Source organism: Mumia sp. ZJ430, assembly GCF_011751845.1.
Lineage (GTDB): Bacteria > Actinomycetota > Actinomycetes > Propionibacteriales > Nocardioidaceae > Mumia.
In genome coordinates, this window is record NZ_JAAHFK010000002.1 from 1,047,833 (window position 1) to 1,073,685 (window position 25,853).

Annotated in this window: 25 protein-coding genes; 15 read left to right on the plus strand and 10 right to left on the minus strand. The window is 71.2% G+C overall.

Annotation, left to right across the window (positions count from 1 at the left end):
• Window positions 1-30: 30 nt before the first annotated feature.
• The 3 genes from HCT63_RS11540 to HCT63_RS11550 are packed head-to-tail and all read left to right on the plus strand — an operon-like array spanning window position 31 to window position 3,415.
• Window positions 31-942, plus strand: a complete 912-nt coding sequence (locus HCT63_RS11540; protein ID WP_167004384.1) for an ATP-grasp domain-containing protein — start codon at window positions 31-33, stop codon at window positions 940-942.
• Complete coding sequence (locus tag HCT63_RS11545; protein ID WP_167004388.1) at window positions 939-2,216, plus strand: glycosyltransferase family 2 protein; 1,278 nt, start codon at window positions 939-941, stop codon at window positions 2,214-2,216. The genes HCT63_RS11540 and HCT63_RS11545 overlap by 4 nt, the downstream gene beginning before the upstream one ends.
• Window positions 2,144-3,415, plus strand: a complete 1,272-nt coding sequence (locus HCT63_RS11550) for a hypothetical protein (protein ID WP_167250050.1) — start codon at window positions 2,144-2,146, stop codon at window positions 3,413-3,415. Before HCT63_RS11545 ends, HCT63_RS11550 begins: the two co-directional genes overlap by 73 nt.
• Here HCT63_RS11550 and HCT63_RS11555 read toward each other — a convergent pair.
• From HCT63_RS11555 to HCT63_RS11565, 3 genes are all read right to left on the minus strand, one after another.
• Window positions 3,369-5,183 carry a PAS domain-containing sensor histidine kinase gene (locus HCT63_RS11555; RefSeq protein ID WP_167004391.1) on the minus strand — a complete coding sequence of 605 codons (1,815 nt, stop codon included), beginning with the start codon at window positions 5,181-5,183 and terminating at the stop codon, window positions 3,369-3,371. The two genes, HCT63_RS11550 and HCT63_RS11555, sit on opposite strands and share 47 nt — an antisense overlap.
• Window positions 5,180-6,235, minus strand: a complete 1,056-nt coding sequence (locus HCT63_RS11560; protein WP_167004394.1) for a PIG-L family deacetylase — start codon at window positions 6,233-6,235, stop codon at window positions 5,180-5,182. Before HCT63_RS11560 ends, HCT63_RS11555 begins: the two co-directional genes overlap by 4 nt.
• A 93-nt stretch (window positions 6,236-6,328) precedes the next feature.
• A complete protein-coding gene (locus tag HCT63_RS11565; protein ID WP_167004411.1) occupies window positions 6,329-7,183 on the minus strand; it encodes an SgcJ/EcaC family oxidoreductase in 855 nt (284 codons plus the stop codon).
• A gap of 31 nt (window positions 7,184-7,214) precedes the next feature.
• Here HCT63_RS11565 and HCT63_RS11570 point away from each other — a divergent pair, with 31 nt between their 5' ends.
• Window positions 7,215-8,201 carry a sigma-70 family RNA polymerase sigma factor gene (locus HCT63_RS11570; RefSeq protein WP_167004414.1) on the plus strand — a complete coding sequence of 329 codons (987 nt, stop codon included), beginning with the start codon at window positions 7,215-7,217 and terminating at the stop codon, window positions 8,199-8,201.
• A 4-nt stretch (window positions 8,202-8,205) separates the two neighbouring features.
• On the opposite strand, the gene HCT63_RS11575 is transcribed toward HCT63_RS11570, so the two are convergent.
• On the minus strand, window positions 8,206-8,868 hold the full coding sequence (locus HCT63_RS11575; protein ID WP_167004417.1) for a response regulator transcription factor: 663 nt from the start codon (window positions 8,866-8,868) through the stop codon (window positions 8,206-8,208).
• Window positions 8,850-10,136, minus strand: coding sequence for a sensor histidine kinase (locus tag HCT63_RS11580; RefSeq protein WP_167004420.1), 1,287 nt, complete (start codon window positions 10,134-10,136; stop codon window positions 8,850-8,852). The genes HCT63_RS11575 and HCT63_RS11580 overlap by 19 nt, the downstream gene beginning before the upstream one ends.
• A 129-nt stretch (window positions 10,137-10,265) precedes the next feature.
• On the opposite strand from HCT63_RS11580, the gene HCT63_RS11585 reads away from it, so the two are divergent.
• Complete coding sequence (locus HCT63_RS11585; RefSeq protein ID WP_167004423.1) at window positions 10,266-11,033, plus strand: ABC transporter ATP-binding protein; 768 nt, start codon at window positions 10,266-10,268, stop codon at window positions 11,031-11,033.
• Window positions 11,033-12,961, plus strand: coding sequence for an FtsX-like permease family protein (locus HCT63_RS11590; RefSeq protein ID WP_167004426.1), 1,929 nt, complete (start codon window positions 11,033-11,035; stop codon window positions 12,959-12,961). Before HCT63_RS11585 ends, HCT63_RS11590 begins: the two co-directional genes overlap by 1 nt.
• A gap of 24 nt (window positions 12,962-12,985) precedes the next feature.
• Here the strand turns inward: HCT63_RS11590 and HCT63_RS11595 are convergent, their stop codons facing one another.
• Window positions 12,986-13,489 carry a MarR family transcriptional regulator gene (locus tag HCT63_RS11595; RefSeq protein WP_167004430.1) on the minus strand — a complete coding sequence of 168 codons (504 nt, stop codon included), beginning with the start codon at window positions 13,487-13,489 and terminating at the stop codon, window positions 12,986-12,988.
• 80 nt (window positions 13,490-13,569) lie between these two features.
• Here HCT63_RS11595 and HCT63_RS11600 point away from each other — a divergent pair, with 80 nt between their 5' ends.
• Window positions 13,570-15,015 (plus strand): MFS transporter, encoded by a 1,446-nt coding sequence (locus tag HCT63_RS11600; protein WP_208322388.1) that lies wholly within the window; start codon window positions 13,570-13,572, stop codon window positions 15,013-15,015.
• Here the strand turns inward: HCT63_RS11600 and HCT63_RS11605 are convergent.
• A complete protein-coding gene (locus HCT63_RS11605; protein WP_208322389.1) occupies window positions 14,963-15,409 on the minus strand; it encodes a hypothetical protein in 447 nt (148 codons plus the stop codon). The two genes, HCT63_RS11600 and HCT63_RS11605, sit on opposite strands and share 53 nt — an antisense overlap.
• Window positions 15,410-15,527: 118 nt before the next feature.
• Here HCT63_RS11605 and HCT63_RS11610 point away from each other — a divergent pair, with 118 nt between their 5' ends.
• Entirely contained in the window at window positions 15,528-16,127 is a 600-nt protein-coding gene (locus tag HCT63_RS11610) for a TetR/AcrR family transcriptional regulator (protein ID WP_167004433.1), read from the plus strand.
• Window positions 16,128-16,137: 10 nt separating this feature from the next.
• Here HCT63_RS11610 and HCT63_RS11615 read toward each other — a convergent pair whose 3' ends face one another.
• A complete protein-coding gene (locus HCT63_RS11615) occupies window positions 16,138-16,626 on the minus strand; it encodes an FBP domain-containing protein (protein WP_167004436.1) in 489 nt (162 codons plus the stop codon).
• 473 nt (window positions 16,627-17,099) lie between these two features.
• Here HCT63_RS11615 and HCT63_RS11620 point away from each other — a divergent pair, with 473 nt between their 5' ends.
• The 5 genes from HCT63_RS11620 (at window position 17,100) to HCT63_RS11640 (ending at window position 21,037) form a co-directional block, all read left to right on the plus strand.
• On the plus strand, window positions 17,100-17,489 hold the full coding sequence (locus HCT63_RS11620; protein WP_167004439.1) for a group 1 truncated hemoglobin: 390 nt from the start codon (window positions 17,100-17,102) through the stop codon (window positions 17,487-17,489).
• A 4-nt stretch (window positions 17,490-17,493) separates the two neighbouring features.
• Complete coding sequence (locus HCT63_RS11625; protein ID WP_167004442.1) at window positions 17,494-18,648, plus strand: globin domain-containing protein; 1,155 nt, start codon at window positions 17,494-17,496, stop codon at window positions 18,646-18,648.
• Window positions 18,649-18,654: 6 nt separating this feature from the next.
• Window positions 18,655-19,206, plus strand: coding sequence for a DivIVA domain-containing protein (locus HCT63_RS11630; protein ID WP_167004445.1), 552 nt, complete (start codon window positions 18,655-18,657; stop codon window positions 19,204-19,206).
• Between the two features lie 123 nt (window positions 19,207-19,329).
• Window positions 19,330-19,749, plus strand: coding sequence for a YciI family protein (locus tag HCT63_RS11635; RefSeq protein ID WP_167004448.1), 420 nt, complete (start codon window positions 19,330-19,332; stop codon window positions 19,747-19,749).
• Entirely contained in the window at window positions 19,727-21,037 is a 1,311-nt protein-coding gene (locus HCT63_RS11640) for a sigma-70 family RNA polymerase sigma factor (protein WP_243842995.1), read from the plus strand. The genes HCT63_RS11635 and HCT63_RS11640 overlap by 23 nt, the downstream gene beginning before the upstream one ends.
• A 15-nt stretch (window positions 21,038-21,052) precedes the next feature.
• On the opposite strand, the gene HCT63_RS11645 is transcribed toward HCT63_RS11640, so the two are convergent.
• A complete protein-coding gene (locus HCT63_RS11645) occupies window positions 21,053-21,820 on the minus strand; it encodes an SDR family oxidoreductase (RefSeq protein ID WP_167004450.1) in 768 nt (255 codons plus the stop codon).
• Between the two features lie 95 nt (window positions 21,821-21,915).
• Between HCT63_RS11645 and HCT63_RS11650 the strand changes: the two genes are divergently transcribed.
• Both HCT63_RS11650 and HCT63_RS11655 read left to right on the plus strand, forming a co-directional pair.
• Window positions 21,916-22,707 carry an isocitrate lyase/phosphoenolpyruvate mutase family protein gene (locus tag HCT63_RS11650; RefSeq protein WP_208322390.1) on the plus strand — a complete coding sequence of 264 codons (792 nt, stop codon included), beginning with the start codon at window positions 21,916-21,918 and terminating at the stop codon, window positions 22,705-22,707.
• A gap of 41 nt (window positions 22,708-22,748) precedes the next feature.
• Window positions 22,749-24,182 carry a DNA polymerase ligase N-terminal domain-containing protein gene (locus tag HCT63_RS11655; RefSeq protein ID WP_167004456.1) on the plus strand — a complete coding sequence of 478 codons (1,434 nt, stop codon included), beginning with the start codon at window positions 22,749-22,751 and terminating at the stop codon, window positions 24,180-24,182.
• On the opposite strand, the gene HCT63_RS11660 is transcribed toward HCT63_RS11655, so the two are convergent.
• Window positions 24,175-25,740: an FAD-dependent monooxygenase gene (locus HCT63_RS11660; protein WP_167004459.1), complete on the minus strand. Its 1,566-nt coding sequence runs from the start codon at window positions 25,738-25,740 to the stop codon at window positions 24,175-24,177. The genes HCT63_RS11655 and HCT63_RS11660 overlap by 8 nt on opposite strands.
• Window positions 25,741-25,853: the final 113 nt, after the last annotated feature.

The window sequence follows — 25,853 nt, forward strand, 5'->3', positions numbered from 1 at the left end:
ATCTGGCGCCGTCGGTGGCAGACTCGCCGCATGCCCACCGTCCTCGTCACCGGCGCCGGTGGTCCTGCAGGGTCCTCGCTCGGTCGTCAGCTCGCCGACCGTGCTCGCGACGGGCGTACGTTGCGCACGATCGGTGTCGACCTCGACTCTCTCGACGGAGGACCGTTCACCGACACCGCCACGGTCGCCGCCGCGGCCGACCCCGCGTACGCCCCGTCGATGCGTGCGGTCGTCGAGCGCTTCCGCCCCGACCTCGTGATCCCCACGGTTCAGGACGAGCTCCCGCAGGCGGCCGTCCTCGCGGACGTGATCGCGGAGGCAGCCGCGCCACGCGCCTCGGTGGTGATCGCGAGTGCTCGCGCCTCCGGCCTCGCCGCGGACAAGCTCCTCACGATGTGGACGCTCGCGAGCGCCGGTGTCCCGGTGCCCGTCCACACGGCAGCCTCCGAGCTGCCGGACGCGGCCGGCGCGCTCGCGTGGGCCGGCGGACCGATCGTGGTCAAGCCTCGGGTGTCGCGCGGCGGGCGCGGCGTCTCGGTCGTGGAGAAGCCCGAGGACCTCGACTGGTCGGCCACCGATGCCTCATGGATCGTGCAGGGCTTCGTCGACGGACCCGAGTACGCCCCGCAGGTCTACCGCTCACCGCGCACCGGGCTTACGACCGTCGTGGTCCTCGAGAAGACGGTGCTCAAGGAGGGCCGCGTCGGCAACGCGGCCGACGCCGTACGCCTGCCGGACAGCGCCGTCCCCGATGTCGCCCAGATCGCTGCCGCGACCGTCGAGGCGCTCGACCTCGTCGGTCCGGTCGACATGGACGTGCGTCGGGACACGGCCGGCGCGCCGTACGTGCTGGAGGTCAACGGCCGGTTCGGCGCCCTGTCCGCGCACGCACCCGAGCTGCTCGACCTGGTCCTCGACGAGTGGCTCGGCCCCAAGCCGTGAGTGCCTTCCTCGGTGCGCTCGCGACCGTGGTGAGCGTGACCGTGCTCGTGGCAGGTCTCCTCCGGCTGCTCTTCGTGCCGTTCTCGCTGCTGTTCGAGGTGCGTCACCGCGGCCCCGACGACACGAGACCTGTCGACGTCGGCACGATCTTCACCGAGCCGCCGTTCGTGACCGTGGTCGTGCCCGCCTACAACGAGGGCGTCGTCCTCGAGAACTGCCTGCGCTCGATCGCGAACAGCGCCTACGACCGGTACGAGGTGATCTGCGTCGACGACGGGTCCACCGACGACACGTACGCGGTCGCGCAGGCGGTCGCCGACGAGCTCGGGCCGGTCACGGCGCTCACCCAGGCCAACGCCGGCAAGGGCGCGGCGCTCAACACCGGGATCGCGCACGCTCGTGGCTCGGTGCTGATGCTCGTCGACGCCGACGGCCTCTTCGGGCCGCACACGATCACGCGCATGCTGCAGGCGTTCCGGCAGGAGGACGTCGGCGCGGTCTGCGGCAACGACCGTCCCGTGAACCTCGACCGCGTGCAGACCCGGTTCCTGGCGCTGATCAGCCACCTCGGCACGGGCCTCATGCGCCGCGCGATGCACGAGCTCGGATGCCTGCCGATCGTGTCGGGCAACATCGGGGCCTTCCGCCGTGACGTGCTCGACGTGGTCGGAGCCGTCCGCGAGGACACCGTCGGCGAGGACCTCGAGCTCACGTGGCGCGTGTACGGCGTGGGTTACCGCGTCGCGTTCGCCCCGCACGCGCTGCTCTACGCCGAGTCGCCGTCGACCCCGCGCGCGCTGTGGCGGCAGCGGGTGCGGTGGGCCCGGGGTCTGCTCCAGGTGACCCGACGGCACCGGCGCATGGTCGGCAACCTGAGGTACGGGGCGTTCGGCGCCTTCCTCGTGTTCAACACCGTCACGCAGATCGTCGTCCCCTTCCTCCAGGTGCTCGCCGTGCTCGTGATCGCCTCGCTCGCGGCGGCCGGCGACGTCCCCGCGCTCCCCGCGAACCTGTGGACGGCCCTGGTCCTCGTCGGCCTCCCGATCTCCGTCGTCCTGCTCCTCCTCGCGGTCGCGCTCGACCGGGCTCCCCGGGACCTGCGCTACGTGTGGACGCTGCTGGCCTGGCCCGTCTATTCAGGTGTGATGAGCCTCGTGATGGTGCGCGCAGTCTGGCTCGAGCTGAAGGGAGCCGAGAACCGATGGAACAAGCTCGACCGCACCGGGACGGTGTCGGTGGACGGCCTGGTCGACGACTCCGGGGCATCGTCCTGATCGGCACGCTCGCCGTCGCCGCGGCAGTGGGTGCCGTGCTGCTGCCCGACAATCCGTCTCCGGAGGACGACGGCCCGCTCCCGACCCTGCGCCCGAGCCCTGCCCCTAGGGAGGTCCGGTCGCTGAGCGTCGACTTCGGCAGGGTCATCGACCCCGAGACCGACTGGGACGCCGTCTCCGAGCAGCTCGCCGACGCTCACGCGACGACGGTGAACCTCGGCGCCGGACGGGTCGAGTTCACCGCGTTCGACTGGTCGGAGCACCCGGACGCTGCCGCCGAGCCCGGCACCGACCACCTCGCGGTCGCGGCACGGATGCTGCGCGAGGCGCCGGACGGGAGCCCCCGCCAGATCAACCTCATCGTCGACGCCTTCGTCCCGGAGTGGATCAAGGAGGACCCGAGGGTCGCCGGGACGGGCGTGCGTGGGAGGCGTTCCACCCATGGCGCCTCGGCAACGCAGCTCGCGACCGGCGAGGTCGGCGACCGCCTGGTCGCGTACGTCGCCGCGCTGGGCGAGCGCTACGACCCCGCCGCGATCGAGGTCACCGAGCTGTTCTTCAGCGCCTACACCTACGGCGACGAGGACCTCGCCCTCTACCGCGAGATGTCCGCGGAGGCGGACTGGCCGCGCACCGAGGATGGCGCCATCGACACCGAGTCGCCGCTGATCGGCAGGTGGCGCTCGGAGGTGATCGCCGGACTGCTGGGCCGGATGCGTACGGCCCTCGACGCCGTGCGGGACGGCGAGGGCCGGCAGATCGGGCTGACGATGGACGTGGGGGTCGACTGGGAGGACCCGGCGTCCGGTCGACCGAAGAGCGGGCAGGACTACCGGATCCTGCTGTCCTCCGTCCGCGACCTGCGCCTACAGCTGTGGGCATACATCGGCATCCCGCTCCGCCCGCCGGCCGACATCGAGCAGGTCACGGCCGCGCTGCGAGACGGCGGGTACGACATGACTCGGTTCCTGGTCTCGGTCGGCCTGTGGGGCGACCGGTCGACGGGCAAGGCGCGCCGGATCACGACGACCGCGCTCGACAGCGCCGTACGGAGTGCTGCCACGAACGGGATCACCAATGTCAACGTCACCCCGTACTCGTTGATGACCGCGGGCGACTGGGATGTCCTCCGGTCCGCGTGGGCCGATACGACTACGTCGACGGGGGCAGCGTCGCCTGTGGATCCGGATCAGCGCTGACTGCCGGCGCCTCGCGGGCGTCGGGAAGATCGACCGTGACCGTCGTCCCCTCCCGCGGTGTGCTGCGGATCGCCATCGTCCCGCCGTGCGCGGTGACGATCGCGTCGACGATCGAAAGGCCCAGGCCGAGGCCACGGACCCGCTGCTGCTGCGCCGTACGGGTCCGGAAGAAGCGCTTGGTGACCCGCTCGAGCTCGTCGGCGGTCATGCCGGCACCGTCGTCGGCGACCACGAGCTCTGCTCCCCGGCCACCGTCACCGGCGGCGGTCGCGTGGACGGAGACACGGACCGTCCCCCCGCGCGCGGAGAACTTCACCGCGTTCGCGACGAGGTTCTCGACGACCTGTCCGAGTCGTTCGGGGTCGGTCACGAGAGACACCCCCTCCGGTGCGTCGACCGTCACGGTCACGCCGGCCGTGTCGGCGGTGGGCATCAGATTCGCGACCGATCGTCGGACCGTCTCCGTAGCGTCGAGAGGACGGGCGTCGAGGGCGAAGGTCCCCGCCACGACCTGCACGCTGAGGAGAAGGTCCTCGACCAGCCGGAGCAGCCTCTGAGCGTTGCGTTCGACCACGTCGAGCGAGTGGTTCTGCGCGACGGTGAGCGCGCCCTCGTCGGACCGCAGCAGCTCGACGTACCCCATGATCGACGCCAGCGGCGTCCGCAGCTCGTGGCTGACGAGCCCGATGAACTCGTCCTGGAGGCGCTCGGCCTCCTTCCGCTGGGTCAGGTCGGTCGCGACGAAGAGGTATCCGTCCGCCTCAGCGTCGTCGAGCAACGACCGGCGCGTGACCGTCACCTCGACCGGCAGGGACGAACCGTCGAGGCGCACCAACGTCCACTCCCGGTGCTCCGGACGCCCCACGCCGGCCTCCCCGACGAGGCCCTGGAGGAGGTCGACAGCCGTGCTCCCCAGCCCGCGAGCCGCGGCAGCACCGCGGAGGCCCTCGGGGTCGAAGAAGTCGGTGACCGACGATCCGGTCAGCACTGCGTCGGTGCCGCCCAGGAGCACACGAGCACCTGGGCTGTTGATCATGATCGTCCCGACCTCGTCCGTCCCGACGATGAGCTGCTCGGTGGCGGCCTCGACCACACTCGCCAGCAGGTCGCGTGACTGCTCGAGCCGAGCGGAGAGCGCCTGCAGCCGGTCGCGGCTCCCTTCGAGCGAGTGCATCGTCGCGACCTGCTGCCGACGCAGCGACTCGAGCGTCGCCGCCTGCTCGCGCAGCCGCTGCGTGACGGCGGACGCACCGGTGCCGACCAGGAACGCGCACGTGGTCACCACGATCGCCCGGGTCGGCGCCGACGGGGAGACGTCGGGACGGACCGACAGGAACGCCGGGAGCATGGTCACGACCCCGGCCCCGGCGGTCCCGAGCGCGAGCCCCAGGTAGCCAGGCTGGAGTGCGAGGTTGATGACCGGCAGGAAGAGCATGCTCGAGAAGTAGCTCGCGGCCTCCCCGGAGCCGTACGCGAGTCCGCCCAGGGCCGCGATCTGCGCGAGGGGTAGCGCGTATTGCCACCAGTGCGGCCACCGCTCCCACGCGCCGAACAGGGCGACCAGCTGCACGACGATGACGATGCTCACGGCGACGACCGTCGACCGCGGGTGCGGGATCGTCCCTCGAACGACCTCCACCGCGACGACGATCCCGAACACGCCCGTGAACGGGAGTTCGCGAAGTCCGACCATCTCGGGGTCGAATTGGCTGCCGAAGACCCGGGTCAGCCGACGCAGCCGTGACCTCGGGCGAGCCTGCGTCGTCACGCGTGCTCTCTCACGGAATCGGCCTCCGCCGTCGCCACGACCTCCGGGGCCGCCACCAGCTCCGCCGCGCGCACCGTCTCGAGGGGCTCGACGTCACGCGCCGGGCTGAAGCGCGACCAGTAGCGCGCCGTCGCCCTCACCAGCTCGGGCTGCACGTAGTCGCGATGACGTTGCGACGCGTACGCGGCGAGCATCCTCAGTTTGGTCTCCACGTAGCCCTCGACGTCGATGAAGCGGTTGGGGCGGAACTCCACGGTGCTCGACGGGCTCTGGTAGCACCACAGGCCAGGGACCCGCCGCGCGGCGACCTGCACGGCCTCGTGGACCGCACGGTGGTCCTGGTGCCGGTCTCGCGCGCTGTGCGTGTAGACGCGGTCCGGCTGCACCTCGGCGACGACCTCCTCGATCGCCGTGATGACCCCGTCGGCCGGGTCGAGATAGGTGTCCTGGAAGTCCAGGTGCACCAGACGTGCGCCGACGACCGCGGCCGCGGCGAGCGCCTCCTCGTGACGCACCGCCGCCTCGCCCCCGATCGCGCCGCCCGAGAGCGTCATGATCACCAGCTGGTCGCCAGCGGCCGCGTGTGCCGCGAGCGTCGCGCCGATCCCGATCTCGACGTCGTCGGGGTGCGCGCCGACCGCCAGCACGACCGAACGGGACCGCGAGCGGACCAGCTTCGCCTCCTGCGCGAGCTGGGTCGCCCGGGCCGCGAGGTCCGTGGGCGCGATCGGCTTGACCAGGAACTCGTCGGCGTCGCTGCGCAGGGCCTCGACCGCGTACGAGACGACCCCGTGCGCGGTGAGGATCACGACCGGGACACCGGGGGCGAGCATCCGCACCTGGGGAAGGATGTCCAGCCCCGAACGTCCGGGAAGCTCGATATCGCTCACGATCACGTCGAAACGGTCGACGGCGAGGACCGTGAGCGCCTCCTCCGCGTCGGAGGCGATGGCGACCTCCATGTCCGCGAAGCGCTCGAGCGCGATCCGGGCGAAGTTGGCCGCGTCCGGATCGTCCTCGATCACCAATGCCCGGAGCTTCTGGACGTCCACGATCTCCCCCTCAACCGACTCGATTGGCAGCAACCTATATCCGCGGGGTCGGACGAGCGAGGCGGAAACGACGTCAGGACGGGTTCGAGCACCTCAGCCGATCGCCGCCACCGTGGGAGGTGGGAGGTCCACCCGGGCCCGGTCGGTGCCGGTGGTGAGCGGGTACGAGAGGTGCTGGTGGACCAGCAGCCACTTCCCGTCTCGCCGCCGGAAGACGCGTGTCCCGCGCGACCAGGTCGTGACGCTGTCCCCCTCCGCCTGCGGGACCTCGACGCGGTCGAGCCCCCACGCCACGGCGACGTCGTCGCGGACGACGATCTCGGGGTCGACCACCGTGAAGTCGACCTTCTCCTGCGTCGCCTCCAGCCCCCGACGGCAGTTCTCACGGACGGCGTCGACGTCGGGGAGCACGTGCGGCTCCTCGTACTCGTACGACGCCACGTCCCTCGCGATGTCGGCCATCAGGCCGTCGAGGTTCTTGGCGGCGGTGTCGTCGTGCCAGCGTCGCAGCACCGCCGCGATGTCAGCCTCGCCGGCGCGGTCGCGCCGGTCACGGTCGTCGGCGAACGAGTGGTGCTCGTGCGCGATGCGCCACCGTCCCTCGACCCGGCTCAGGCCGAGGGTGAGGCGCAGCCGCTGGTCGGGGTGCTCGTCGTGGGCCCCCGTCGAGCGGCAGACGACGAGCCCGTGCGCGAACGCGACGTCGTCTCCCGCCGTGATCTCCAGGGACTCGAGGGCGAACTGTCCGTCGCCGCGCTGCCAGGCGAGGAACGCAGGCCACGAGTCGCGGTACGCCTGCATGCCGCGGTTGCCCTCGTACGGCGGAGGGACGTCGTACATCACGACGTCGTCGGTGTGGTCGGCGAGCACGGCGTCGAGGTCGGTCCCACGGTCGACGGCGTCGATCCAGCGGGTCACCAGGGTGCGGATGTCGGATTCGTGGTCCATCGCGGAGCCTCCGGTCTGAGAGTGTGCTGTCGTGGAAGGAACCTCGCAGAGCGACGAAACTCATCGCGACGACCACGAGGACGACCTCGCGAGCGCTCGCGCCGGCGACGAGGACGCCTTCGCGCGCCTCGTCACGCCGTACCGCCGCGAGCTGCGCCTCCACTGCTACCGGATGCTCGGCTCGACCGCGGACGCGGCGGACGCGGAGCAGGAGACGCTGGTCCGCGCGTGGCAGGGCCTCGCACGCTTCGACGGCCGGCACCTGCGGGCCTGGCTCTACCGCATCGCCACCAATCGCTGCCTGACGCTGAGCGAACGACGCGGCCGCCGCGAGCTCCCCGTTGCTCTCGGCGCAGGCGCGACCGAGGTCGCGTGGCTCGAGCCGCTGCCCGGCAGCTGGCTCGAGGCGTCCCCCGAGGATCAGACGGTCGACCGCGAGACCGTACGCCTTGCGTTCGTCGCCGCGCTGCAGCACCTCCCGGCGTCGCAGCGCGCCGTCCTCCTGCTGCGCGAGGTGCTCGCGTTCCGCGCAGCCGAGGTCGCCGGCATCCTCGACCTCACCGTCGCCGCGGTGAACAGCCTGCTGCAGCGGGCGCGCGCCGCGGTCGCGGACGGTCTGCCACCGGCACCAGCGTCGTACGACGGAGGGCTCGACGCACTGGCCGACCGCTACGCCCGTGCGTGGGAGGCGGGCGACGTCGACCAGATCGTGGCGCTGCTCGCCGACGACGTCCGCTACTCGATGCCGCCGCTCCCCCGTTGGTACGCAGGTCTTGCCGACGTCACCGCGTTCCTGCGCAGCGGCCCGGTGCGGGAGTCCTGGCGGTTCCTGCCGACGACCGCGAACGGGCAGCTCGCGTTCGGGACGTATATGCGCGACGCCGAGCGCGGGGAGTTCCGACCGGGCGGGCTGGACGTCCTCACGGTCGAGGACGGACGAGTCACCGAGGTCGTCGCCTTCCTCGAGGCGGACTTCACCGCGTTCGGGCTGCCGGCGTCGCTCCCCGTGCAGCGGTGACGCCTCAGCCGGTGCCGCGGAGGTAGGTCAGGACGGCCGACACGCGCCGGTCGCTCGCAGGGTCCAGGTCGAGCTTGGCGAAGATGCTGCCCACATGCTTGCGGACGGCGGCCTCACTCACGAACAGCGCCTCGGCGATCGAGCCGTTCGTCCGCCCCTCGGCCATCAGCGACAGGACCTCCCGCTCCCGGGCGGTGAGCGCGGACAGAGGCCCGTCGTCGCGACGACGCGCGAGCAGCTGCCGGACGACGTCGGGGTCGACGACCATCCCGCCGTCGGCGACCGTCCCGAGGTCGCGGAGGAACTCGGCGACGTGCCCGACGCGGTCCTTGAGGAGATAGCCGACCCCGCCCCCGTCGGTGGACTCGAGAAGCGTCGGGAGGTAGGCGTCCGCGACGTACTGCGACAGGACGAGGAGAGCCACGTCGGGATGGGTCTCGCGGATCGTCGCCGCCGCACGCAGCCCCTCGTCGGAGTGGTCCGGCGGCATCCGCACGTCGGTGATCACGACGTCGGGCGGCTCGCGGCGCACGTACGCGACGAGCGCGTCACCGTCCTCGACGGCCGCGATCACGCGGTGTCCCGCGCGCTCGAGGATGCCGACCATGCCCTCGCGCAGCAGCGCCGAGTCCTCGGCGAGGACGATCGTCAGGGCTCGATCTGGCACGGGCACTCCATCCGCAGCCGGGTCGGTCCTCCGACGGGACTCGACACCTCCAGGGTGCCACCGAGCGCATCGAGCCGAGTCACGAGACCTGCGAGCCCGCTCCCCGGCTCGACCGTGGCTCCGCCAACACCGTCGTCGGTGACCGTCAGGACGAGCCGGTCGTCACGGACCCACGCGACCACCGCACCGTTGCGGGCACCGGCGTGCTTGACGACGTTGGTGAGGCCCTCGCTCGCGACGAAGTAGGCCGCAGCCTCGATCGGCGAGGGCAGGCGTGCATCCAGGCTGATCTCGACCGACACGGGGATCGGCGTACGGTCCGCCACCTCACGGACGGCCGCGGCGATCCCGTGGTCGACCAGCACCCGCGGGTGGATGCCACGGACCGCGCTGCGCAGATCGGCCAGCGCCTCCTCCGCTTCGTGGTGCGCCTGCTTCACGAGGTCGAGCCCCTCCCCTGGAGGGACGTCCATCTCGGCCCGACCCAGGGTCATCGTCAGCGCCACGAGACGCTGCTGCACCCCGTCGTGCAGGTCGCGCTCGATGCGGCGCCGCTCGGTCTCGAAGGCGTCGACGAGGTTGATCCGCGAGCGGCGCAGCTCGGCGACGTGCGCCGCCAGCCTCTCCTCCGTGGGGCTGAGAAGGAGGCGGGCGAGCGCGGCCTGGCCGGCTGCTGCCGCGGTGAGGAGGTACGCGCTGATGACGAGGGCGATCGGCGTGGCCACGAGCGCGAACGGCAGCGCCTCCACCGTGCTGTCGAAGGTCCACCCGAACACCATGACCTGGTCGTACGCAGCACCCAACGGCGACAGGGCGAGTCCGCCGACGAAGGTGGCGACGAACGAGACGAGCACCGCGTCGACGATCCACAGGACGACGGCGAGGAGGATGGCGTAGCCGAGCTCGCGCCACGACCCCGGCTCCTTGCGGACCTGTCGCAGGCGCGCGCGCAGCGTGAGCCCCGTGAGGTCGGGGTGAGGGCTGAGCAGGGCGGGCTCCCCCGGCGACTGCATGAGCCGCAGGCGACGCCTCTCGATCGCCCCCACCGCGACGCCGAGCGCAGGGATCGTGGCGAGCACGAACACTCCGATGACGAGGATGCTGGTCACGACGCCGACGGCGACGACGACGAGGAACACGGCGAGGACCAGGACGCCGACGAGCGCCGACGACGCCAGGTAGGCGAGCGAGCGCCATGGCCACGCCGAGAAGAGAAACCGCGCGGGGTTCCCCGTCAGCGACGACCAGACCGTGCCCGTGCGACTCACCTCTCGAGCGTAGAGGGCGGCGGACGCAGGGACAGTCGACGGTGCGCGAGTCGAGAAGTAGCGCGCACGCTACCTCGATGGGGCGCGCAGGCCAGGGGAAAGCACGGGCGGCGACGGTTCGCTGGAACCATGAAGAACGCCACTCCCACCGTGACGGCCCCGCCGACGACGACAACCCATGCGATCACCCTCGACGCCGTGACCAAGCGGTACGCCTCTGCGGCTGGCGACGTGTCCGCCCTCCAGGGGATCACGCACACGTTCGCTCCGCACACCTTCACCGCGGTGATGGGCCCGTCGGGATCGGGCAAGTCGACCCTGCTCCAGTGCGCGGCGGGACTCGATCAGCCGTCGTCGGGATCGGTGTGGATCGGCGACGTCGAGCTCGGCCGGCTCGGCGAGGTGCAGGCGACCGAGCTGCGGCGACGAGCGATGGGGTTCGTCTTCCAGTCGTACAACCTCCTCCCCGCGCTGAGCGCGTACGACAACGTCGCGCTCCCCCTGCGTCTCGCGGGGCAGCGGCCCCGACGCGACGTCGTCCTCGGCGCCCTCGCGACGGTGGGGCTCGGCAACCATCACCGGCGCCGCCCCGCGGAGCTGTCCGGCGGGCAGCAGCAGCGGGTCGCGATCGCGCGCGCCCTCGTCGCGCGACCGTCGGTGGTCTTCGCGGACGAGCCGACAGGCGCGCTCGACCGCGCGACGAGCCGCGACGTCCTGGCGCAGCTGCGCGCCGCCGTCGACCGTGACGGCCTCACGATCGTCATGGTGACCCACGACCCGGTCGCCGCCGCCACCGCGGACTCGGTCCTGTTCCTCCAGGACGGGCGCGTGGTGGGCTCCCTGACCAGCGCGACGGCGACCCAGATCGCTGCCGCGATGAGCGAGATGGAGCGGTGATGCTGTCGCTCAGCAGGCAGGTCGTCCGGAGCAGCTGGACGCTGTATGTCGGCGCGTTCGTCGCGCTCGCGCTGGGGGTGGCGCTCATCGGGCTCGCCACCGAGCTGACCGCAGCGGCAGGCACGGCGTACGACGCCCTGGGCGCTGGCGAGGACGCCGCGCGCGAGCAGCTCGACGGTCTCCTGTCGATGCTCGGCTTCATGGCGGGGATCTCCGGGTTCATGGCCATCTTCGTCGTCGCGAGCACGTTCTCGTTCGTCGTCTCGGCCCGCCGCCGCGAGCTCGCCCTCCTCCGGCTTGTCGGCGCCACACCCCGGCAGGTACGGCGGATGATCCGGGCGGAGGCTCTCGTGGTGGCGCTCTTCGCCGCCTGTGCAGGCGTCGTGGTCGGCCACCTGCTGACGGGTCCGACGCTGTGGTTCCTCGCGCAGCGCGGGCTCGCACCGGAGGGGATGTCGACGCCCTCGCCGTGGTGGGCGGTGTCGATCGCGCTGCCGACGGGGGTGCTGGTGGCCTTGCTGGGTGCACGCGCGGCCGCACGACGAGCGTCGCGTGTCCCCGCCGTCGACGCCCTTCGCGAGTCGGCCGTCGAGCGCCGCCGGATCGGGTTCTGGCGTGCCGTCACCGGGGTGGCCTGCGTGGCGGGCTCTGTCGCGATGCTCGTCGGCACAGGCGCGCTCGACAGCGAGCTCGTCATCCTCTTCGCCATCTTCGCGCCGCAGCTGATCGTCATCGCCCTGGTGTGCTTCGGCCAGCTCGTCATCCCCCCGGTCGCGCGCCTCGTCGGACGGCTCGGGCCCCGCGGGGACGTGGCGCTGCGACTCGCTCGCGACAACGTGTCCGCGCAGTCGCGGCGTACGGCCTCGCTCGCGGCGCCGATCCTCGCAATCTCCGCGATCGCCGGCTCGCTGCTGCTCACGATGAGCTTCTCCGTCGACTGGGTGCGCGCGCTCACGACCGAGCGGCTCCAGGCACCGGTCGTCGTCCAGACCGACGGCAACCCCGACGCGATGGACGCCCTCGAGCGGTCGCGCGTCGTCGGCACGCTCGACGCGGGTGTCCCCGTGGTGGTCAAAGCCCGCATGCACGGCGAGACCGTACGGGAGACCGCCGAGGGCATCGACCCGTCGGCGGCTGCCGCGGCCCGCGGGACACGTGCGCGTACGGGCTCGCTCGACGACCTGTCGGGGCAGACTGTCGCGTTGTCGCAGCAGTACGCCCGCGACTACGGCCAGCGCGTCGGCGACCGGGTGGCGTTCACCTTTCCCGACGGCACGACGGCGCGGCTGACGACCGTCGCCGTGGTCGACGACGCCCCGGAGCTCCAGGCGGACGTCCTGGTGCCGCGGGCGCTCGCGCTCAGACACGCACCCGAGGGCGTCCCGGAGCACGCTTTCGTCCTCCCCGCGTCGGGGGTGCCGGCGAGCGAGACCCTCCGCGTCCTTGACACCGAGCTCGCGGCGAGCGGGGCCGACGTGTCCACCGCCGGCTCGTGGATCGACCAGCGCGATGCGGAGCAGCGGCACATGAACCAGATCGCGATCCTGGTCCTCCTCGGACCCGCGGGGGTCTACTCGGCGATCGCGATCGCCAACACGCTGCTGATGGGCAGCCTCCAGCGTCGGCACGAGTTCGTGACGACGCGCCTGATCGGCGCCACGACCCGGCAGGTACGTCGCATGGTGCTGTGGGAGTCCGCGCTCGTCTCGGCGGCCGCACTGCTCCTCGGCGCGCTCACTATGGCAGGGATCGGCGCGCTGATGCACGCCTCCCTGTCAGAGCGGCTCCCCGACATGGCGGCGACCGTCCCCTGGGGAAGCCTTCTCGTGATCGGCGCCGCCTGCACCGTGACCGCCATCGGTGCAGCGCTCGCCCCGACCCGGTTCATGCTCCGCCGTACGAGCCCGTCGGAGGCCACGGTCGAGTGACGGCGACGGGTCGTCGCGCCGCGGTCAGCCCCGCAGGCCGGGATCGGTGTGGACGAGGAAGGCCCGCAGGTCGTCGCTCAGCCGGCGGAGCAGCTCGGGATCGATGTCGGCGAAGAGCACGCGCTCCAGCTCGTCCTGCCCGGCGATGAGCTCCTGGGCACGCTGCTCGCCCTCGGCAGTCAGCGTCACGAGGATCTGGCGACGGTCCGCCGCCGAGACGACCCTGCGGACAGCACCCTTGTCCTCGAGCCGGGTGATGCGGTTGGTGATCGCGCCGGCGGTGAGCTGCGCCGCCTCCTGCAGCTGACCGACCGACATCTCTCCGCCATGGCGTACGAGGTTGGCGAGGATCTCGAGCTCCCACAGCTCCGTGCCCTTGGGGGCCAGGCGCCTCGCGACGGTGTCGACGTAGTGCGCGGCGCGGCGCAGGCGCAGCACGACGGCCTTGGCCGTGAGGTCGCGCGAGCCGTCGTGGTCTCGGACGTAGTCGAGGATCGGGTCGACGCGATCGTGCTCGGGCTCGGTCATGGGCAGCTGAAGTCTCTCTTCTGGATTTACTTTAACGCTGCGACTATCGTTGTACTAAGTCAATCAAAGGGTCTTAGTTCATGATGTCAGCCGTCACCGGCCAGCACACCCACGAGCACCAGCGCCGCATGACGATCGGTCTTGCGGTGCTGGGCGTCTTCGTCACGTACGTCCCGATCACGGCGGTCGCCGTCACGCTCACGACGATCGGAGGTGCGACCGGCGCGACCACCACCGACATGCAGTGGATCACCGACGCGTACGTCCTCCCGATGGCCGCCGTGGTCCTCTCCGCCGGAGTGTGGGGCGACCTGCACGGTCGCCGCCGCATCTATCTCATCGGCATGGTGCTGACCGTCCTCGGCGCCACGACCGCCGGACTCGCGGCGACCCTCGCAGACAGTGCGGCGGTCAATCTCCTGATGGTCGGTCAGGCCGTCTCCGGGCTCGGCGCGGGACTGCTGCTGCCGACGACGCTCGCCCTGATCGCGCACGCCGTGCCCGACCCGCGCGAGCGCGGGAAGTACATCGGCATGTGGGCCACCGGCATGATGGCCGGCCTGGCACTGGGCCCCCTGATCGCCGGCACGATCCTGCGCGTCGCCGCATGGGGCTGGATCTTCGTCCCGACGGGCGTGCTCGCTCTGGTCGCGGCCGGCGGGGCGCTGAGCCGTCTCCCCGAGTCGAGCACGCCCGAGGGGCGTCACCTCGACTGGCCGGGCCAGATCACCGCGACGCTCGCGATCGCCGCGTCGATCTTCGGCATCATCGAGGGCGGCGCCAAGGGATGGGACTCCCCCGAGGCGATCGCCGGCCTCGTCGTCGGCGCGTGCGCCTTCCTCGCCTTCGTCGTCGCGGAGAAGCGGTCGTCCTCCCCACTGATGGACCTGTCGCTGTTCCGGTCTTCGACGTTCTCGGCCGCAGGATTCTCCGCGCTCGTCGCCCTCTTCTCGATCGTGGGGACGATGTTCCTGCTGAGCCTGTTCCTCGGGTACGCCCAGGAGCTGAGCCCGCTCGAGATCGGCACACGGCTGCTGTTCGTCACCGGCGTCGGTGCACTCGTCAATCCTCTCGTCGGGCACCTCATGCACCGCGTCCGCGCGATCAACGTCCTGATCGCCGGCCTCGTGCTGGCCGCCGTCGGCGCGGTGTCGATCAGCGGCATCGACACGGGGACCGGCTTCGGCGACCTCGCCTGGCGCCTGGCCGTCTTCGGGGTGTCGGTAGCGATGATGATGACCGCCGTCTCCACCGCCGCGATCAACGCCGTGCCGTGGCAGCGTGCCGGCATGGCCGCCGCGAGCAACACCGCGATGCGCCAGTACGGCGGCGCCCTTGGTCCGGCGATCCTCGGCGCCGTGTTCACCGGGCAGCTCGCCGCGGGAGCCAGTCACGCCGAGTCGCTGCGCGCGGCGCTGCTCGTGAACGCCACGCTCCTCGTGGTCGCCGCCGTGGCGTGCGTCGCCGCCTCGCTCAGTGAGCGTGCGCGTACTCGCCGAACCGCAGCAGCATCGCCAGCAGCATGAACACGGGCATGAGGACGTGCCCGACCATCATCACGCCCATCTCCCCGATCATGCCCGCCCACAAGAACGGGTAGAGCACCCAGAACCCCGCGTACATCGCGAGGGTCATCTCCGCGACCGGCCGGAAGCTGTGGCCGCGGAAGATCATCCACGCGACCATCGGCGCGGCCATCGCCGTCGCCATCACCGTCGTCTCGACGTCGGTGCGGTGGACCCACGCCGACTCGGCCAGCCCGTCGGTGGCGAGCATCCACAACGGATAGAGGACCGCCATGCCGAGCAGCATCGCGGCGATCATCTCGAGGTAGTGGCGCGTGAAGGTCCAGCCGGACCGCTTCCACCACGGTCGTGCCGTGGTGGGAGCGGCGGCGGCCGCTGCGTGGTGGCCTGACATGGCTCCCCCTAAGTCGTACGTGCGTGTACGAGATCACGCTAGCACGAACATGGACATCCGAGTACGAGTTAGCATGGACGCGGCCCGCCTGCCGACGGCGAGGCCGTGAGGAGCTGACGTGATCGACGACGTCCAGGAGGCCTCCGCGCCTCGACGCGCAGACGCCCTGCGCAACATCGCCACCATCGTCGAGGCAGCGACGCGCTGCCTCGCCGACGACCCGGACGTGAGCATGAACGCGATCGCCAAGGCCGCCGGCGTGGGCCGGATGACGCTGTACGGCCACTTCCCCTCCCGAGCGACCCTGGTCGCCGAGGTCGTCGACCGCGCACTGCGCGACGCCGAGTCCACTCTCGGGGCGGTCGACGTCAGCGGCGACCCCATGGCAGCGATTGGGCGACTGCTCGACGCGTCGCTGCGTGTCACCTACCAGTACGGCGGCCTCGTCCAGGCCGCAGAGCAGTCGCTCTCGCCCGATCTGTTCCAGCGCGCACACGCGCAGCAGATCGACCGCATGCAGGCGCTGCTGAAGCGCGGACGACGTGGCGGACAGTTCCGTCGTGACCTACCGCTCGAGTGGCAGGTCACGACGATCCAGAGCATCCTGCACACCGCAGCGACCGCCGTCCACCAGGGCACCGTCACCGCCGAGCAGGCGCCGACACTGGTGACCACCACCATCCTGGCGATGCTCGCACCCGCCCGGTCGGAGGAGTAGTGACCGCCGCTCAGGCCGCCGCGACCCGTTCGGCGAACCGCGCCGACCGCTCCCGCAGGCCGGCGACACGTCGCGCGATGAACGCCTTCGGGTCCCCGGCACCCTCCGACGGGGCCGGCCGGCGCCGGGCGTGACGCGAGCACGACAGATCGGCATGGATCAGCGTGCCGACGGTGTCGCCGTTGCGCCCAGCCGCCCCCGCACGCTTCGCGACGTACAGCACGACGTCGTCAGTCTCCTTGACGTCCTCGCACCACGTGCAGATTGCCGCCCGCTGCACGGAGGGGTTGGTCGTACGGAGGATCAGACCGACTGCACCGCCGTCGGTCGGCACCACGACGTACGCGCGACGCGGGTTCTTCGGGTCGACCCACCCGAGGACGTCGTGGTCGTCCCACGCGACGACGTCGAGCTGGGGCGGCAGGGGCGCCTGCGTCGCCTCGCGGCGGGAGGCGTTGACGAAGGACGCGCGGATCTGGTGTCCGGTGAGGGGATGCATGGCAAGGCTCACTCTCGAATGCAGGAGAAGGGTCGCGGAACCACACCCAACCCGGCGCGCTCGCGAGGAGTCAGGCAGCCGTGGTCGAGGCGGTGGCACCGAGGCCCAAGCAGGCCGAGGAGGCCGCCCCGCTCCCTGCGTACCGCATCTCGAACTCCTGTCACGCGGACCTGGTGAGCACCTTCGGCCACACCGATACGCGGTCACCTTACCGGCGCGATCAAGGGGTTATCGCAGCACGGTCCGAGATGTTGTGGATTCATTCCAGTGTGATCCAAATCACACCGCAATCCGCCCTGTCGCTCCGCCGCAGGTGGAGGCACCAACCCGACACGACGCCGCGTCACGAAGCCACCAACGGCATTCCGATTACCGCCTCGACGCCTTTACCGCGCACCGAGAACACTGCTATACAAGCGGCCGACACCGCGTGCGTCGCAAGAGGAGCCGACCGCGCAGACGGGAGCACCACAATGACCGAGGTCGAGACTGTCCAGGACGAGCAGTCGCCTTATGCGCGGGTGGGTGGCGGCGCTGCTGTGCGCGTCGTCGTCGATCGCTTCTACGAGCTCGTGATCGGCGACCCCACGCTCGCGCCGTACTTCGTCGACAGTGACCTGACGAACCTCAAGCGCCACCAGGTCCAGCTGATCTCGCACCTCCTCGGCGGCCCCGTCACGTACGCGGGACGCGAGCTGCGCGACGCGCACGCCGGCCTGGCGATCACCCCGGAGGCGTACGGCCGCGTGGTCGAGCACCTGGTCGGCGTCCTCGTCGACGCTGGTGTCCCCGACGACATCATCGCCTCGCTCGGTGGCACCCTCGAGGCCGTGCAACCCGACATCGTCAGCCAGCAGAGCTGAGCCCGTGGATCCAGCAGCACTCAAGGAGAGCTGGGCGTACGTCGCCAAGAGCGGCGACGACGTCCCCCTCTTCTTCTATTCGCACCTCTTCCTGTCCCATCCCGATGTGCGCAGCATGTTCCCCGTCTCGATGTCGGCTCAGCGCGACAAGCTGGTCACGGCACTCGGCACGGTGGTGAGCAACGTCGACCAGTTCGACACCGTCGCTCCCCTCCTCGGCCAGCTCGGCAACGACCACCGGCGCTTCCGTGCGACGCCCGACCACTACAACGCCGTCGGCGCTTCGCTCCTCGCCACCCTGAAGCACTTCCTCGGTGACCAGTGGACCGACGAGCTCGCCACGGACTGGGCGGCGGCGTACGGCGTGATCGCCAAGACGATGGTCCAGGGTGCCGAGGAGTCGGCCAAGTCCACGCCCTCGTGGTGGAACGCCGAGGTCATCTCGGCCGACCGCCGCACCCTGGACGTCTCCGTCCTCCAGTTCCGTACGGAGCAGCCGCTGCCGTACCAACCGGGACAGTCGGTCGCGATCGAGGTCCCGCAGCGCCCGAGGCTCTGGCGCTACTACTCCCCCGCCAATGCGCCCCGTGAGGACGGCACGATCGAGGTGCACGTCCAGATCGTCGACGGCGGCCAGGTGAGCAGCGCCATGGTCAAGGATCTGCAGGTTGGCGACACGGTGCGGATGAGCGCAGCCGTCGGCACCGCGCTCACACTCGACGACCCGACGCAAAACCTGCTTCTCGTCGCCGGAGGCACCGGACTGGCGCCACTCAAGGCCGTCGCCGAGCAGGTCGACCGGCACTGGCTCGCCACCGGTCGCGGACCGAAGGTCCACCTCTTCCACGGCGCGCGGATGCCGTGGAACCTGTACGACGAGGACGCGATGCGGGCGCTCGCCGATCGCCCGTGGTTCTCCTACGACACCGCAGTCTCCGACGACTCGACCTACCCCGGGCGACGCGGGATGGTGGGTGACGTCGCGGTGTCCAGTGGTGGTTGGCGCGGATATCGAGCTCTGGTGTGCGGGTCCCGCGCGATGATCCAGGCCACGGTCTCCCAGCTCATCGCTGCCGGCATCCCTCCCGAAGAAATCCGGTACGAGGACTTCGGCGAAGGCGGCTACCGACCGCGTAACGACACGCAAAAGGACGGGTGAACAGCCATGACGACCCCCACAGACGTCAGCAGTATCGCGTCCGAGATCCGCCGGGCGACCTTCACCGTGCGCAGGCGCGGGTTCGACGAGGACGAGGTCGTCGACTACCTGAGCCAGCTCGCGACCACGGTCCAGCGGCTGGAGGCCGAGAACTCACGACTGCGTGCCGACCTGAGCACCGAGCGACGGGCCCGTGAGGACAAGGGCAACGAGCCGATCAGCGCGCAGGCCGTCCTCATGTTCGCCGAGGCTCAGAAGGTCGCCGACAGCCTCATCGACGAGGCGGTCACCCACGCCCGCGACCTGATGATGTCGGCGCGGTCCCAGCAGCGTGACATCGTCCGCGACGCGCACTCGGCGGCCACGGAGGCGGTCCACAAGTCGGAGGCGGTGGCCATGCAGCATGCTGATAGCGCGGGCTACGACCACCCGATCCCCGAGATCGAGTACGTGCGCACGTTCGCGAAGGTCGCGCAGATCCAGCTCCGTTCGGTGCTTGACGCACTGACCGAGCAGGTCGACGCCCTCGGCGAGATGCCGCGCCTCGAGAAGGACTGAGTGTCGGCGCGGTAGGCCACGGCCGCTCCACGAAATGACGCCGAGAGGTGTCGATCCAGGTCTGGCCCGTTCGACCCAGGGGTGAGAGGGTCCGAGAGGGACCTGTCCAGACAGGAGCGAACGATGGCGAAGTACATGCTGATCATGCGGACGACCGACGAGGGCTTGGCGAAGTTCGAGAACGTCGACTTCGACGAGATGCTCGAGATGATGGGCCGCTTCAACGAGGAGCTCATGCGCGCCGGCGTGCTGCTTGCCGCCGAGGGCCTCGAGGACCCCGCCGAGACGGTGGTGGTCGACTTCAGCAACGAGACACCGGTCGTCAGTGATGGTCCGTACGGCGAGACCAAAGAGCTCTTCGGCGGCTACTACATCCTGGACGTCGCGTCGAAGCAGGAAGCCGTCGAGTGGGCCAAGCGCCTCCCGTACGCGCAGGGGACGAAGGTCGAGATCCGTCGCGTGCCGACGATCGACGAGTTCCCGCAGGACAACGAGTGGATCCAGAAGGAGCGCGCCTGGCGTGAGCAGACCGGGCAGCTGTGAGCCTGGCCGCCCCCAGCACGTGACGATGGACGGGCAAGAGGCGAGGCGCGCCGTCGAAGCGGTGTGGCGGATGGAGTCCGCCCGCATCGTCGGCGCCCTCGCCCGCTACACCGGCGACTTCGCGCTCGCCGAGGACGTCGCGCAGGAAGCGCTCGCCGAAGCCCTCGTCGGATGGTCGACGAGCGGAGTCCCGGACAGTCCCGCCAGCTGGTTGCTCGCGGTCGGCCGTCGGCGGGCGATCGACGCGTTCCGACGCCGGTCGGCGAGGGACGAGCGGTATGCGGTGCTGGCGAGGGATCTCGACGAGAGCACCGCCGGTGCCGACGACCTGTTCGACCCCGACGCGATCGACGACGACGTCCTCGCCCTCGTCTTCACCGCGTGCCATCCCGTCCTCTCGAGAGAGGCGCGCGTCGCGCTGACGCTGCGCGTCGTCGGCGGCCTGACGAGCGACGAGATCGCCAAGGCGTTCCTCGTCCCGGTCCCGACCGTGCAGGCACGCATCACTCGCGCAAAGAAGACGCTCGCGGCCGCGCACGTCCCGTTCGCGGTCCCTGAGCGGCACGAGCGGGCAGAGCGGATCGGGTCGGTCTTGAGCGTGATCTACCTGATCTTCACGGAGGGGTCGTCCGCGTCCGGTGGTGACGCGTGGATCAGGATCGACCTCGCGCAGGAGGCGGTGCGTCTGGCGCGGGTGCTCGTACGGCTCACGCCGGAGCCAGAGGTGTTCGGGCTCCTCGCGCTGCTCGAGCTGACGGCGGCCCGCTTCCCGGCTCGCCTCGACGCGCACGGCGAGCCGGTGCTCCTGGCCGACCAGGACAGGCGACGCTGGGACCGCTCGGCGATCCTCCGGGGCCGCGCGGCGCTCGCGAGCGCGGTCGCCGCCGGGCGCGGCCTCGGGCCGTACGGGCTGCAGGCGGCGATCGCGGCCTGCCACGCCGACGCACCGTCCGTCGACCAGACCGACTGGGACCGCATCGTCGTGCTGTACGAGGCACTCGGTCAGGTCGCTCCCTCGCCGGTGGTCGAGCTCAACCGCGCGGTCGCCCTCGCGATGGCGTCCGGGCCAGCGGCCGGGTTGCGTCTCGTCGACGAGATCGCCGAACGGGGCGACCTCGCGTCGTCGCACCTACTGCCCTCCGTACGGGCGGAGCTGCTCGTACGACTCGGGGCCAGGGACCAGGCGCGGGAGGAGTACGCCCGTGCTGTCGAGCTGTGCGGGAACGCCGCCGAGCGGGCCGTGCTCGAAGGCAAGGCGGACGCGCTAGGACGCGACCTCGACCGGTGAAAGGGCCCGTGCCGTCTAGCGCTCGGGCCGCGTGTTGAGCGCGTCGGCGAGCCCTTGCATGCCTGCGAGGAGACCGCCGTCGACCCGCAGGTCGGTGCCGGTGATCCAGCTCGCACGGTCGGAGAGCAGGAACGCCACGGCGTCCGCGACGTCCTGGGGTACGCCGACCCGCCCCAGCGGGTACCAGTCGGTGGCACGGTCGAGCGCGTGCGGGTCGTCCGCGAGCTGACGGCGCCGCTGAGCGTTCACGACCGTCCCGGGCGAGACGGAGTTGACCCGGACGCCGTACGGGCCGTACTGGACCGCGAGCGTCTTCGTGAGGTTGAGGACGCCGGCCTTCGCGGCGCTGTAGACATCGGCGCCGAAGTAGCTGTGTCCGTTCACCGAGGCGATGTTGACGACCGAGCCGCGCCCTGCCGCGCGCATCGACGGGAGGAACGCCTGCGACACCCGGATCGTGCCGGCGAGGACGACCTCGAGGTCCTGCGCCCACGTCGCCTCGTCCACCGACTGCAGCGAGCCGCCGTTGCAGAGCGCGGCACCGTTGACGAGCTGGTCTGGCGCGCCGAGGCGCTCCACGAGGTCGGCGCCGACCTGTCGGACAGACTCGGCCGACGCCAGGTCGAGGTACACCGCCTCCGTCCCCGGCAGGTCCCGCGCTAGGGCCTCGACGGTGTCGAGGTCGTTGTCCGCCAGCACGACGTAGCTGCCGTCGGCCACGAGGGTCCGGGCGATGGCCTGCCCGATGTCACTTGCTGCACCTGTCACGATCGCGTTGCTCACGAGGGCTACCTTCCCGCGCGGGCACCGTCGTGGCAACCATGGTCGCGTCCGATTCCCGCCGGAACGTGTCTGACCCGCGCGGAAGACTGACACGCATGACCTCCCATGAGAGAGCCAAGACCTTCCACGCGCTCCACGACGACGTGCTCGTGCTCCCCAACGCGTGGGACGCTGCGTCCGCGCGGCTGATCCAGGAGGCCGGTGCCCCTGCGATCGCCACGACCAGCGGGGGCGTCGCGTGGGCACTCGGTGCCGCGGACGGCCAGGCACTGGATCCGACGGCGCTCTTCGACGCGGTGCGTCGGATCGTGGCCGCCGTCGACGTCCCAGTCTCCGCTGACATCGAGGCGGGCTTCGGGGACGTCGCCGCGACCGTTGCCGGAGTGATCGAGGCGGGCGCCGTCGGCATCAACCTCGAGGACTCCGAGTCCGGCACGCTGCTCGCGATCGACACGATGGCGGAGCGCGTCTGTGAGGCACGCGCGGTTGCCGACGCGGCTGGTGTGCCGCTCTTCGTCAACGCCCGGACCGACGTCTATCTGCTGGGCGTGAACGACCTCGACGACACCGTCGCCCGCGCCCGTGCGTACGCCGCGGCCGGCGCGGACGGCGTGTTCGTCCCCGGCCTGAGCGACCTGGGCGCCCTCGCCGCGGTGACGCAGGCGGTCGACGTGCCGGTCAACGCGATGGCCGGGCCCGGCTCGCCGTCGGTCCGTGAACTGGCGGCGGCTGGAGTCTGTCGGATCAGCACCGGCACGGCACTCGCCCAGGCGGCGTACGGCCTCACCGAGCGCCTGGCTCGCGCCGTCCTCGCCGACGGGACGTTCGACGCGCTCGCGGGCGGCGCCGACTACGGCCGGATGAACGCGCTGCTCGCCAACAGCTGAGCGGCGGGCATGGTTCGTGCTCACCCGGCACCATGTCTTCCATGGGCGATCCGCTCGAGGTCTACCGTCGCAAGCGCGACTTCGCGCGCACGCCTGAGCCTGCCGGGGAGGGCGCCGGCGGTGTGGGCGGGCCCCTCCGCTTCGTCGTGCAGCGCCACCGTGCAAGTCGGCTGCACTACGACCTGCGGTTCGAGATCGACGGCGTCCTGGTCAGCTGGGCGGTCCCCAAGGGACCGACCCTCGATCCCGATGCCCGCCGGCTCGCGATGCACGTCGAGGACCACCCGTTCGAATATCTCCTCTTCGAAGGCGTCATCCCGTCGGGCGAGTACGGCGGCGGCGACGTCATCGTCTGGGACACCGGGACGTGGGAGCCCACCAAGACCGACGACCCACGGGCGGCGATCGAGGGTGGTGAGCTGCACGCCGAGGTCCACGGGAAGAAGCTGCGCGGCCGCCTGGTCCTCCTACGCCGTGGTGGAGATCAGGGCGAGAACGCCTGGATGCTCCTGCACAAGCACGACGACTTCGCTGCCTCGGGCTGGGATCCGGAGGACCATCCGCGCTCGGTGCTCAGCGGGCGTACGAACGACGAGGTGAAGGCCGACCCGCACTTTCTGTGGCGGTCCGACGCGCCAGCCGCGGAGGCGGCTGTGTCGCTGCTGCCCGAGCCGCTCCCGGACCAGGCGATCGACGACCTGATGGCGCTCGGCAAGCGGGGCACCTGGGAGGTCTTCGGCCGCAGCCTGAAGGTCACCGGCCTCGACAAGGTGCTCTTCCCGGGAGACCCGCCGGTGACCAAGCGCGAGCTGCTGGCGTACACCGCACGGATCGCGCCGATCGCACTGCCGTACGTCGAAGGGCGCACCTTCGCGGACGACCCGGCGGCGCTGGTCGAGGCCGCGAACCTCGGTGCACGGGAGTGGGCGGTGCCGATCTCCCGCGCCGACGCGCCGCGCGAGCCGACCTACGCGCTGATCGATCTCGAGCCGGGCGACCGTACCTCGTGGGACGACCTGCTCACCCTCGCCCGGCTGCACCGTACGGCGCTCGGGCACCTCGGCGTGACGGCGCGGCCGAAGGTGACAGGTCGACGCGGCATCCAGATCTGGGTCCCGGTCGTCGCCGGCTACTCGTTCGACGACACCCGCACCTGGGTGGAGACGCTCTCAGAGACGGTCGGCCAGGTGGTGCCTGAGCTGGTCAGCGCGAAGGCGGACGTCAAGCAGCGCAAAGGTCTCGTCCGGCTCGACGGCACCCAGAACGCGATCGACAAGACCCTGCTCGCGCCGTACTCGCCCCGCCCCGACTTCGGCGCGCCAGTGTCGGTGCCGCTCGGCTGGGACGAGCTCGACGATCCGGACCTGCGACCCGGTGGTTGGACGATCCGTACCGTCCTGGACCGCCTCGAGGAGAAGGGCGACCCGTTCCGCGTGCTCCTCGGCGCCGCGCAGGAACTGCCGGAGATCACGTGAGGCCCGCAGGGGTGAGCCCGACGACGTCGGCGAGGTAGCGGTCGACGGCGGCGAGGTTGTCCTCGCGGTCGGTCGCCCCGACGTAGCCGTCAGGCCGTACGAGCAGCGCCGACGCCTCTCCGACGCCAGGCACAACCGTCACGCGGACGACCCGCAGGAGGTCACCCCAGCGGCGGACGAGGACATCCACGTCGGCGGCGCGCGTGTGACCGTACGGCCCGACGAGCACGAGGGTGAAGGCGGTCGGCGACAGGCTCCTGTGGAGCGTCGTCGCGATGCCGTCGACGACGACCGGTCCGTCCGGGACGCGGTCGCCGGGGCGCAGAGCCCGGTGCGTGCGCTGCCCGTCTGCCGCTATCGCGCCGACACGATAGCGGACGTCGAGCTCGGCGACCGCCCGGAACGCGGTCCGACGCAGCGCCGGCACCCGAGCGAGCAGCGGCAGCACCGTCGTCCCGACGAGGGTGCGCACGCGGCCGAGGGTGCGGTTCGACGACGTCGCGACCCGGAACACGCGCCCGGTGGCCTCCAGGACGTCGCGCGCGACCGGCAGCCGTTCGGCCTCGTACGAGTCCAGCAGATCGCTGCCCGCCAGTCCTCGGCACACCAGCGCGAGCTTCCAGCCGAGGTTGACCGCGTCCTGGATACCGGTGTTCATCCCCTGGCCGCCCGCGGGACTGTGGATGTGCGCGGCGTCGCCGGCGAGGAGGACGCGCCCGGTGCGCAGATGGTCGACACAGCGCTCGGAGATCGAGAAGTCCGTCAGCCAGACCGGGTCGCGGACGACGACCTCGCCGTTGGTCCGGGTGCCCACGAGCCGCTCGAGGTCGGCGAAGGCGGTCGCGTCGTCGCCGGGCGGACGCATCGTGAGCGCACGCCACGACGCCGGGCTCCCCAGCGGGAAGAAGAACAAGAGCCCTTCCTCCCCGAGGTACGCGTGGGCCTGGCCGTGATCGATGCCGTCGGCCTCGACGTCGGCGAGGACGAAGGTCTGCGGGTAGGTCGATCCGGCGAAGTCGGCACCGACCACCGTACGGACCGCACTGTGGGCGCCGTCGCAGCCAACGGCGTACCGGGCCCTGATCGTGGTCCGCTGGCGGCCTGCGCGGTCGACGACGGCCGTCACTGCGTCACTGCCCTGCTCGAGGCCGGCGAGGGTGCTGCCCCGCTCGACGTCGACGCCCGCGCCGGCGAGGTGGTCCAGCAGGATCCGTTCGGTGCGCGCCTGCGAGAGGAAGAGGAGGAACGGGTACGCGGTCTCGGTGATCGCCGGGTCGAAGAGGCGGATCGCTGCGGTGCGCCCGCGCCCGTGGATCGTCACGCCGGAAGCCCGATCGCCCGCAGCCACCAGGTCGTCCGCGACCCCGAGCCTGTCGAGCACCTCCAGCGTGCGTGCCTGGACGACGAGTGCTCTCGACTCGTGGACGGCATCGGGTGCGGCGTCGACGACGCGGACGGCGAGCCCTTGGGCAGCCAGCTCCAGCGCCATCGTGAGCCCGGTCGGCCCCGCACCGACGACCAGCACATCCGTCATCGCTGTCTCTTCGGAGTCGTCCATCGTCCGAGCGTAGGAGTCGAGAACGGTCATGGCGATGCGGCGCGAGCGGCCCGCCGCTAGCGTGTGGCCAGACGTCCGGAGGCCACGGTGACCACCGGCACACAGGGGGTGGC

Excerpts from the sequence above, each read along its gene's own strand:
- HCT63_RS11540 (WP_167004384.1), top strand. The coding sequence starts at position 31 with ATGCCCACCGTCCTCGTCACCGGCGCCGGTGGTCCTGCAGGGTCCTCG.
- HCT63_RS11550 (WP_167250050.1), top strand. The coding sequence starts at position 2,144 with ATGGAACAAGCTCGACCGCACCGGGACGGTGTCGGTGGACGGCCTGGT.
- HCT63_RS11565 (WP_167004411.1), bottom strand. The coding sequence starts at position 7,183 with ATGGACCACGAATCCGACATCCGCACCCTGGTGACCCGCTGGATCGAC.
- HCT63_RS11585 (WP_167004423.1), top strand. The coding sequence starts at position 10,266 with ATGAAGAACGCCACTCCCACCGTGACGGCCCCGCCGACGACGACAACC.
- HCT63_RS11590 (WP_167004426.1), top strand. The coding sequence starts at position 11,033 with ATGCTGTCGCTCAGCAGGCAGGTCGTCCGGAGCAGCTGGACGCTGTAT.
- HCT63_RS11595 (WP_167004430.1), bottom strand. The coding sequence starts at position 13,489 with ATGACCGAGCCCGAGCACGATCGCGTCGACCCGATCCTCGACTACGTC.
- HCT63_RS11600 (WP_208322388.1), top strand. The coding sequence starts at position 13,570 with ATGATGTCAGCCGTCACCGGCCAGCACACCCACGAGCACCAGCGCCGC.
- HCT63_RS11605 (WP_208322389.1), bottom strand. The coding sequence starts at position 15,409 with ATGTCAGGCCACCACGCAGCGGCCGCCGCCGCTCCCACCACGGCACGA.
- HCT63_RS11615 (WP_167004436.1), bottom strand. The coding sequence starts at position 16,626 with ATGCATCCCCTCACCGGACACCAGATCCGCGCGTCCTTCGTCAACGCC.
- HCT63_RS11620 (WP_167004439.1), top strand. The coding sequence starts at position 17,100 with ATGACCGAGGTCGAGACTGTCCAGGACGAGCAGTCGCCTTATGCGCGG.
- HCT63_RS11630 (WP_167004445.1), top strand. The coding sequence starts at position 18,655 with ATGACGACCCCCACAGACGTCAGCAGTATCGCGTCCGAGATCCGCCGG.
- HCT63_RS11635 (WP_167004448.1), top strand. The coding sequence starts at position 19,330 with ATGGCGAAGTACATGCTGATCATGCGGACGACCGACGAGGGCTTGGCG.
- HCT63_RS11650 (WP_208322390.1), top strand. The coding sequence starts at position 21,916 with ATGACCTCCCATGAGAGAGCCAAGACCTTCCACGCGCTCCACGACGAC.
- HCT63_RS11655 (WP_167004456.1), top strand. The coding sequence starts at position 22,749 with ATGGGCGATCCGCTCGAGGTCTACCGTCGCAAGCGCGACTTCGCGCGC.
- HCT63_RS11660 (WP_167004459.1), bottom strand. The coding sequence starts at position 25,740 with ATGGACGACTCCGAAGAGACAGCGATGACGGATGTGCTGGTCGTCGGT.